The organism is Microcoleus sp. (genome assembly GCF_041354475.1).
Classification (GTDB): Bacteria; Cyanobacteriota; Cyanobacteriia; order Cyanobacteriales; family Microcoleaceae; genus Microcoleus.
Genome location: NZ_JBGJZU010000020.1, coordinates 53378 through 62744, shown reverse-complemented (window position 1 = coordinate 62744; position 9367 = coordinate 53378). Strand labels below are relative to the sequence as shown.

Here is a 9367-nt window from a genome sequence, read left to right as displayed (position 1 = left end):
TCGGTTCCCAGGCAGAGCCGGGGAACCAGTTATCCATTACTTGTTCCCAGGCTCTGCCTGGTAACACAGATCCGGAGGCTCTGCCTCCACTTTTGCTAAGCAAGCGAAGCGAGGCAGAGCCTCTGGACATCGGTTCCCAGGCAGAGCCGGGGAACCAGTTATCCATTGCTTGTTCCCAGGCAGAGCCGGGGAACACAGATCCGGAGGCTCTGCCTCCACTTTTGCTAAGCAAGCGAAGCGAGGCAGAGCCTCTGGACATCGGTTCCCAGGCAGAGCCGGGGAACCAGTTATCCATTACTTGTTCCCAGGCTCTGCCTGGTAACACAGATCCGGAGGCTCTGCCTCCACTTTTGCTAAGCAAGCGAAGCGAGGCAGAGCCTCTGGATATCGGTTCCCAGGCAGAGCCGGGGAACCAGTTATCCATTGCTTGTTCCCAGGCAGAGCCGGGGAACCAGTTATCGATTTCAGTCCTCTTTTAGAGGACTTTCGCTATGAGACAGGGAATTCATTCCCTGTCGGACTGTCGGACTCACAAACAATATCGCTACTGCATTTGATGTTAAGCTGATGCACCCTAATAAAATCAGCCAGTAAGGTACATTTGACACTATCACATATTTATACTACAATAATACTACATACTAACAGACAAAACAAACTCAAACAAAAATGCCCTACGAAAAATTAGAAATATCAACCCCAAAACCCGTCCTATCTTGGGCAAACCACGCCCTAGGCGCCAAAGAAACCAATATGGCAAAAAATGTAGCATCTTTGCCATTTGTATTCAAACACGTCGCCCTAATGCCCGACGTACATTTAGGCAAAGGTGCTTTAGTCGGTTCAGTAATTGCCACAAAAGAAGCGATAATTCCGGCGGCTGTGGGCGTCGATATTGGTTGTGGCGTAATTGCTATTAAAATGCCATTCAAAGCTCACAAATTAGAAGGCAAACTCAAACAAATTCGCCTCGATATCGAAGCCGCAATTCCTGTCGGATTTGCCGAAAACAAAGAAGTCGAAAGAACCGTCACCAACTGGCAAGAATGGCGCGAGTTTAAAGAACTTCATCAAGGTGTGCAACACCAAGAAAATAAAGCCCTAAAACAAATGGGTTCCCTCGGTGGTGGCAATCATTTTATTGAGGTTTGTGTTGATACCGAAGACTTTGTTTGGCTGATGCTACACTCCGGTTCTCGCGGCATTGGAAATTTGCTCGCACAGCACCATATCGACACTGCTAAAAATTTAGCTAAACTGGCAGAAATTAGTCTGCCTGACCAAGATTTAGCTTATTTTGTAGCGGGTACAAAGGAGTTTGCTGCTTATTGGCACGATTTGCAGTGGGCGCAAAATTATGCTCGTTTTAATCGTGATGTGATGATGAATCGGTTTAAGCACATTGTGGAAAAGCACGTTGCGGGCGGCAAACCTACTAAGCCATTGTTAAAGGTGAATTGCCATCACAATTATGCGGAAAAAGAGGTGCATTTTGGCGAAGATGTGTATGTGACTCGCAAGGGTGCTGTACGCGCCAATGTACAGGATTACGGGATTATTCCGGGTTCCATGGGGGCGAAGTCTTTTATTGTGAAGGGGAAAGGTAATGTGGAAAGTTACTGTTCTTGTTCTCACGGTGCGGGGCGGTTGATGTCTCGAACTCAAGCGAAGAATGTGTTTACTCTTGATGATTTTGTGCGTCAGACTGAGGGGGTTGAGTGTCGGAAAGATGAGCAGTTTTTAGATGAAATTCCGGGGGCTTATAAGCCTATTGATGAGGTGATGAGTCAGCAGTCGGATTTGGTGGAAGTTGTGGCGACTTTGAAGCAGGTTCTTTGTGTCAAGGGGTGATATAAAAACGCCTAAAAGCATGGCGGCTAAATTCAAATTGACCGGCTTGGAGTCGCTTGGAGGTGGCAAATTCGATCGCACAAACAACACCAAAAAGGGGAAATTGAACTCTTTTCAACTTCCCCCCTCTTCACAAATATTCGACTTTCGGAGCTTTTTCTCTAGCAAGCCATCTGTCGCGACTCTTTTTCTAGCAAGCGCAGCAGTCTTTCATCACCTTTAGCCCTGGCTATTTGCTGTCTGCGATCGAGAATATTGCAGATATGCGCCCGGTGGACTGTTGCCACTTCCTCAGCTTTTGGATAGGATGGAGCCGCTGCGATCGCCATCGTTGCTGCGGTATCAACCGCTACGTCCTCTTCAATTTTCGGAGATGGTCGATCGCTCCTGTAGCCTACCCCACGGTACTGCAAATCCTGGGGGTGCTGAGGCATCGGAATATGTCTTGGATAACGATAGTTCCAGTTTTGACCCCGATATTTGCCCGCTACTTCGCCTTCCGTCATGTCAACTGTCGGAATGTCGTAGTCGTAGTTAGCACCGCGATAAGCGAGTTTCATATTTTTTGATCCTTATAGGTCGATAAAAAGGGTAGTCAGCTCTGGTTTGCTTTTTGCTATTCAAAAAAATCTTACTTTCTGTATTGTATTTTACCGTTTTCCTAAATAACCAGGAAAATTAACAAAACTTAATATTTAAGCTACCAAACCGCAAAAAAAAGCCCGCTGTAGCGGGCTCTAAGGGTTTGCTGGGGGTCGATCGACCCTCAGTCAATCAATAGGTGACTTCCTAGTGGTTTCGTTAAAATAGGAAGTTAGGGGTAACACAGCTCAGAGAAAAGCCTCTAGCCCACTGTTACTTGATCGGTTTGCACGCCCGTGGCGCCCTCTTCGGCAGAGGCGATCTTCACTAACTTGTCGAGAATTTCTTGACTGGGAACCTGGCCCTTGAGAACCACCGTACCGCTGAGTTGAGCCACCCATACGGAGTCAATATCAGCAACTTCGGAGTCTTCGTCAAAAGCTAAAGCAACTCGCTTTGCTAGCCCGCTTTCGTCAAAATTCCCGTCTGGACCTACCTTCGCAGGAGCGATCGATTGGGACTGTGCCGCTTGCTGCACTACTTGTGTCATCGGCTGAGCCTGGGGTTCAGGCTTTTCAAGTCCGAACAGTCTTTTGAACCAACCCATTGTAGATTCTCCTGAAAATACAGTTTTTTATAAGATAACTTTAGAATTCCCAAAAACCCAAAAATTTGCTAAAACTCACCTTTGGACTGATTTTTTCGGTTGTTGAATTATGTTGATGTTGCTGTTTTATATAGGGGACGACGATCGCTACGCCCTGGATACCAAGCGCGTGAGTCACTCTCCAAGTCTACCCCCCTCAATTTTGATAATATTTTTCCGCTTCCAACCAATTCAGTTTTAGCAAACTATCATCTCCCCATGTCAGCTTAGCAGTGGGTTTAATTACCTGGACTCCCAAAGCACGAATAATTTGGGCCGCCACAGCCTTGGCTAATAGGGGTGGTACAGAATTTCCGACTTGACGAAAACCGTGCCATTTGGTGACGTGAAATCTAAACCAGTCAGGATAAGAATGTAGTCGCGCTGCTTCCCTAACCGTAATGCACCGAGGTGCGATCGGGTGAATGGGCCTCGGCGAAGTATAAGCCCCTCTAGCCCTGTCTGTTCCTGCTCTGAGAGTGTTGCAAACTCCGTCGGGGTGCAGTTTGTAAAAACGGCTGATCGGCTCTTTTTCGCCGTGTTTTGCCGCCATAAACCTTTCGATACATTCCTGGGAATGTTTGGTGCGCCAACTAGAAGAGAGGATTTGTCTATCGTACTCGCGAGGGTAGGAATAATCATCCTCTGAAGAATCAATGCCGCGCATGATACTCGCGTAGTTACTAGATTTTCCATACTCCGCCATTACCCAATCTCGGTACAGTAACTCGCTGTATAGTTCCACTTCTGGCAAATCTCCAATGGCCTCCAGAACTGTTGGGACAAGAGGCAAATCAGGATTATTTTTACCTTTTCTTTTCCGCTTGCTAGGCTCGATTTTCTGATTTAATTTGGGCAGTAAAGTAATCGGTGGAGGATATTTTGGTAATTCACAACCAGCCTTAGAACCCAGGAGAAACAATCTTTTGCGAGCTTGGGGAACTCCGTAGTGAGCGCTATTGAGAACTTGATAATTTTCTTCTACTTGATAGCCTGATGCTATAAAAGAACTAATTAAAAGATGCAGAAGTTCCTTATGTTCTCCTGCCTTGATTCCCGGTACATTTTCCATGACAAAAAACTTGGGTTTTAGCTCCAAAACCAAGCGTTGAAAGTGAAAAATTAAAGAATTGCGCGGGTCATCTACATCGCGCTTACCCATCATCGAGAATCCTTGACAGGGCGAACCACTGATCACTACGTCTATCTGGCGCTTACCAATGGGAGAATTTTTCCTAATTTCCGCTCCGGTTAGTAGTGCTACATCTTTACACAAAATAGAACACTTAGGGAAATTAAACTGGTGGGTAGCACAATGAATAGGGTCAATTTCAACAGAGGCAAGTACATCAAAACCTGCTTGTTCAAAACCCAGTGTCATGCCACCGGCACCTGCAAATAAATCAACAGCGATCGGTCGCTTTTTCCGATTGCTTGGCATAACCTTTTAGAACCAAATTTATGTTAATTTGCTACGTTTAATTTCAGATATTTCATAATTTCCGCAGCAGCGCGATCGCACACCCCCACATCTCCCAAATGTTCCCGCATTTCCCGATAACCGTCTAAAGTTTGCTGTCGTCGATCGCCATTTTGCAGCAATTCCAGCCCGTGAAAGACTATATTTTCCGCAGTCGCCTCGTCTTGCAACAACTCAGGGACGATCGGCTTCATTTGCACCAAATTGGGTGGAGACATAAAAGGAATCGAAAATTTCAGCAAATACTGGGCAATAATCGCCGTAATTCGACTGACGCGATAGAGGACAACTTGGGGAACATCCAGCAAAGCCAACTCCAAATTAACAGTACCAGATTTAGCGATCGCCAGATCCGCAGCCGCCAAAATTTCCAGAGTTTGATTTTCTAGTAGAGTAGCGCGCAAACCAAAATCTGCAATAGCTGCTTCGATTTGGCTGCGGAAAGCAGATTGAGACAACGGAATCCAGAAATGAACTGCCGGCAATTTAGCTTGAATAATTTGAGCAGCCTCAAATATGACAGGCATCAGGTACTTCAACTCTTGGCCTCTAGAGGCCGGAATTAGAGCCACTGGGATCTGTTCCGATGGAATTCCCAAAGTTTTGCGGGCAACTTCGCGACTGGGCGCAGCCTGCATTCTATCCACCAAAGGATGACCAACCCAACTGACTTGGGCGCCTTTTTTTTCAAAATAAGTAGCTTCTTCGGGAAAAATTGCTAATATGCGATCGCAAATATTGACAATCAAAGAAGTATTGCGAGGAGAAATAGACCAAACCCACTCTTGAGGAGCAATATACCAAAGCACCGGCAACGAAGGCAAACAGCGGCGGATGTAGCTACCAATACCTAAATTTGGAGTTAAATAATCAATCAATACAACTACATCGGGCGGAGAATCTTTTAGGTATTGTTTAGCTTTTTTTTGAACTTGGATAGTTGGCCAAATATAGGGGACTGATTCTATAAGTCCCATGGAACCAATAGCCACAGTATCGGCTAAAATAGTAGCGCCAGCTTCCGCCATCCGCTGCCCGCCCAATCCGACAATCTCTAACTCTAAACCAGCGGTAGCTGCGTGACGTTTTATGGCACTAATTAACAAAGCCCCTTGCAAATCGCCCGAAACCTCACCAGTGCTAATAAAAATTTTCATATTCTGAATTTAAACAGGTGAGATGTTGGCTAATAACTCCGTAACAGCATCATATTGATCCGGCATATTAGCACAGCGTAGTAGTAATTCTAAGTCCAGATTGGGAAGGAATGTACTCCTGGCAATCTGCTCATAATTTTCACCTCTTAAATCGTAGAGAGATAACTGACTATTTTGCCAAAACCAGACTTCCCGAATCCCCAACCTTTTGTATAATTCTAGAGTATTTATACCGTCACTGGTAATTACCACTTCGATAGCAATATCTGGGACTGTTTTTTGGGTGCCTATGTCATAGGAATCATCCGGCTCTTTTCTACCCCCTAATTCTCTGTCACCCAGAGTCGGCCCGCCCTTACCATAAAATCTAATGCCATTTGCTCTCATATATGCCTCTAGCAGCATACAGAGGGTTTTCTTGATTATTTCATGTTCGGGAGAGACTGTCATAATTTGCAGTATTCGATCGAGATAGAAAAATTTTACACGCCTCAGATCTTTAAAAGCTGCTTCTATCGCTTCAAATTGCTCCCAGCTAACATCGTAGAACATAATGGAGCCATCTTGTTCTGTTTCATGGGATGTAGATTTTGCTAAAGTGTATACATTCATAGGAAAAGATTTACCTAGTTCATAGACTTATTCTACATCATTCATTTTTTACCTGGAATCAAACCGCGTCTGGGTTTGGTGACAGACTCTTGCACAAATTTCCGCAGATGCTGCAAATGGTGATTTTCCGGTAATAAATCCAACTCTGCCAAAGCTTGATTGAGAGTATAGCCCGATCGGTATAAAATCCGAAAAGTTTTCTTCAACAGTTCCAAATCTTCTGCTGTCAAACCAGCGCGTTGGAGACCAATTTTGTTGAGCGATCGCACTCTCGAAGGATTCCCCTCGATTAACATATAAGGAGGGACATCTCGATCGATTCTGCTCAATCCGCCCACCATAGACAGTCGGCCGATATGGACAAATTGGTGAACCCCCAAAACACCGCTCAATCGAGCCTGAGACTCTATTTTAACGTGTCCGGCCAAAGCTACGGCATTAGCTATAATTACTCGATCGGCGATCGAACAATTATGACCAACGTGAACATAAGCCATCAATAGATTATGATTGCCGATGGTTGTGCTTTCTCCCGGTTGGGTAGCCCGATTAATAGTCACATATTCCCGAATTAAATTATCGTCCCCAATCTCCACCCTAGTTAGAGAACCTTGATACTTTAAATCTTGAGGTTCCAAACCAATAGCCGCACCGGGGAAAATTTGATTGCGAGCACCTATTTCTGTTAGTCCATCGATAATTGCATGAGCACCAATCTTAGTTTCCGGCCCGATTTTAACTCTTTCCCCAATTACAGCATAAGCTCCCACTTCTACAGTCGAGTGAAGTTCGGCGCGAGGATGAATCACAGCAGTTGGGTGAATCAATGTAAGCATTTTTCAGTTTTTTATAGTAATTGGTAATTGGGAATCGGGAATCGGGAATTGGGAATCGGGAATTGGGAATTGGGAATTGGGGATCCGTGAATTGGGAATCGGTGATTGATGATTAGTTATTGGCGATTAGTAATTGCTGATTCAATCAACCACTCTTAGTTGTTAGCTATTACCAATGCCCTATGCCCTATGCCCAATGCCCAATGCCCAATGCCCAATGCCCAATGCCCAATTTAATCTACCATCGAAAATGTCAATTCTCCTGAACAAGCTTTTTGTCCGTCCACTTCAGCCACCGCCTGCATTTTCCCGAAGCGTCGGCGTTTTACCCATAGTAATTCTAGAGTCATTACCAACTGATCCCCAGGCACAACTTGACGGCGGAACTTGACTTGATCAATTCCGGTAAACATCCACAATCCTTGCTCAATATCAGGCAATTGAGCGAGAACAATACCACCCACTTGAGCCATCGCTTCCACAATTAATACCCCCGGCATCACCGGTCTTCCTGGAAAATGCCCTTGAAAATGCGGTTCGTTGAAAGTGACATTTTTAATCCCTACAGCCCGCACTCCCGGCAAGTAATCAATAATCTTGTCTACCAGTGCAAAAGGATAGCGGTGAGGCAACAATTGCTGAATTTCTTCCACAGTAAAAGTGGATTTAACGATCGCAGAATCCTGACCATTCTCGGTGAGAACAGATGCAGAATTAGTATGATTTGGGGTGTTAATTTCGTTAATTTCAGTGAACGTAGACATTAAATCGCGTGTTAGATGGTGAGTGGTAACGGAGATATTCAGCATGGATCAAGCTGGCAATCTCAGGGCTAAGCCAAGTTGGACGTGTAAATTGTGACTGGCTTTGTAAGCCAAGTAGTGAGCTGTTGGCCAAGTTCCCAGCAGACTGAGATCGCCTACTAAGTCTAGGATTTTATGGCGTACTGGTTCATTTGTAAATCTCAAGGGCGGGTTGAGCCAGCCGGAGCGATCGCAAACTAAGGCGTTCTCTAGGCTACCACCTTTAATCAAACCTGCTTGTCGTAATTGGTCAACTTGGCGGGCCAGTCCAAAAGTCCGAGCCGGGGCGATCGCACTAGCAAAACTTTCTGCCTCTGGCGACCAACTGTACCATTGATTGCCGATCGCAGGTTCCTCAAAATCAATCCCGTAGCTAAACCGAGTTTCCGCAGCAGGCAAAGCAGCCACAAAAGCATCCCCATGACGCACCCAAACCGGATTCTCGACGGGTGAAAGTTGGGGGTTTTCTGGAGGATGCACCAATTCTTGGGCGACTAATCCAGCTTGGGCGATCGCCTCCACCCAAACCAGGGCAGAACCGTCAAGCAGAGGCACTTCCGGGCCATCAACCTCAATTCGAGCATTATCCACTCCCATGCCAGCCAAAGCCGCTAACAGATGCTCTACAGTGCGAATGTGAGCATCACTTGTACCTGTCAGTTCTGTCGAAAGAGCAGTCTGAGATACGGCTTCAACTGTTGCAGGAATAATTGGAGCACCGGGCAAGTCAGTTCTGACAAAATAGCGACCTTCACCAACTGCCGCGGGCAATATTCGGACGCGAGTCTGTTCGCCACTGTGCAAACCAACTCCCGACAGTTCAAATTCAGAGGCTAAGGTACTTTGAGTCATGAGTTATAGGAATTGGGAATGGGGAATTGGGAATGGGGAATGGGGAATGGGGCATTGGGCATTGGGAATTGGGCATTGGCATTCTACTCGTTACCAGGCTCTGCCTGGTAACGCCGATCGGTCGGCTCTGCCTCCATTTTCCCTTAGCAACGCGAGGCAGAGCCTCTAGACATCGGTTCCCAGGCAGAGCCGGGGAACCAGTTACATCCTAAGATGTGCTTACTCGTTACCAGGCTCTGCCTGGTAACGCCGATCGGTCGGCTCTGCCTCCATTTTCCCCTAGCAACGCGAGGCAGAGCCTCTAGACATCGGTTCCCAGGCAGAGCCGGGGAACCAGTTACATCCTAAGATGTGCTTACTCGTTACCAGGCTCTGCCTGGTAACGCAGTTCCGGAGGCTCTGCCTCCATTTTCCCCTAGCCACGCGAGGCAGAGCCTCTAGACATCGGTTCCCAGGCAGAGCCGGGGAACCAGTTACATCCTAAGATGTGCTTACTCGTTACCAGGCTCTGCCTGGTAACGCAGTTCCGGAGGCTCTGCCTCCATTTT

At 46.4% G+C, this 9367-nt stretch carries 10 protein-coding genes; 2 read left to right on the top strand and 8 right to left on the bottom strand.

The genetic code is table 11. The features are described 5' to 3' along the window. Positions 1-479, top strand: a 479-nt coding sequence (locus ACBR23_RS10425; RefSeq protein WP_371125645.1) for a hypothetical protein, incomplete at its 5' end; no start/stop codon positions are given. A gap of 190 nt (positions 480-669) precedes the next feature. Beyond that, positions 670-1851: an RtcB family protein gene (locus tag ACBR23_RS10420; RefSeq protein ID WP_371114768.1), complete on the top strand. Its 1182-nt coding sequence runs from the start codon at positions 670-672 to the stop codon at positions 1849-1851. Positions 1852-2012: 161 nt separating this feature from the next. Here ACBR23_RS10420 and ACBR23_RS10415 read toward each other — a convergent pair whose 3' ends face one another. The 8 genes from ACBR23_RS10415 to lpxC form a co-directional block, all read right to left on the bottom strand. Then, complete coding sequence (locus tag ACBR23_RS10415; RefSeq protein WP_371114767.1) at positions 2013-2411, bottom strand: DUF4278 domain-containing protein; 399 nt, start codon at positions 2409-2411, stop codon at positions 2013-2015. A 284-nt stretch (positions 2412-2695) separates the two neighbouring features. After that, positions 2696-3040: a BON domain-containing protein gene (locus ACBR23_RS10410; protein WP_341738571.1), complete on the bottom strand. Its 345-nt coding sequence runs from the start codon at positions 3038-3040 to the stop codon at positions 2696-2698. Between the two features lie 196 nt (positions 3041-3236). Continuing rightward, entirely contained in the window at positions 3237-4520 is a 1284-nt protein-coding gene (locus ACBR23_RS10405) for a DNA cytosine methyltransferase (protein ID WP_371114766.1), read from the bottom strand. Positions 4521-4543: 23 nt separating this feature from the next. Further along, positions 4544-5716, bottom strand: coding sequence for a lipid-A-disaccharide synthase (lpxB, locus tag ACBR23_RS10400; protein WP_371114765.1), 1173 nt, complete (start codon positions 5714-5716; stop codon positions 4544-4546). Between the two features lie 9 nt (positions 5717-5725). Further along, complete coding sequence (locus tag ACBR23_RS10395; RefSeq protein ID WP_371114764.1) at positions 5726-6328, bottom strand: Uma2 family endonuclease; 603 nt, start codon at positions 6326-6328, stop codon at positions 5726-5728. Between the two features lie 41 nt (positions 6329-6369). After that, positions 6370-7164: an acyl-ACP--UDP-N-acetylglucosamine O-acyltransferase gene (gene lpxA / locus ACBR23_RS10390; RefSeq protein ID WP_371114763.1), complete on the bottom strand. Its 795-nt coding sequence runs from the start codon at positions 7162-7164 to the stop codon at positions 6370-6372. A gap of 233 nt (positions 7165-7397) precedes the next feature. Further along, complete coding sequence (fabZ, locus tag ACBR23_RS10385; RefSeq protein ID WP_371114762.1) at positions 7398-7928, bottom strand: 3-hydroxyacyl-ACP dehydratase FabZ; 531 nt, start codon at positions 7926-7928, stop codon at positions 7398-7400. Positions 7929-7976: 48 nt separating this feature from the next. Next, a complete protein-coding gene (gene lpxC / locus ACBR23_RS10380) occupies positions 7977-8819 on the bottom strand; it encodes a UDP-3-O-acyl-N-acetylglucosamine deacetylase (RefSeq protein WP_371114761.1) in 843 nt (280 codons plus the stop codon). Positions 8820-9367: the final 548 nt, after the last annotated feature.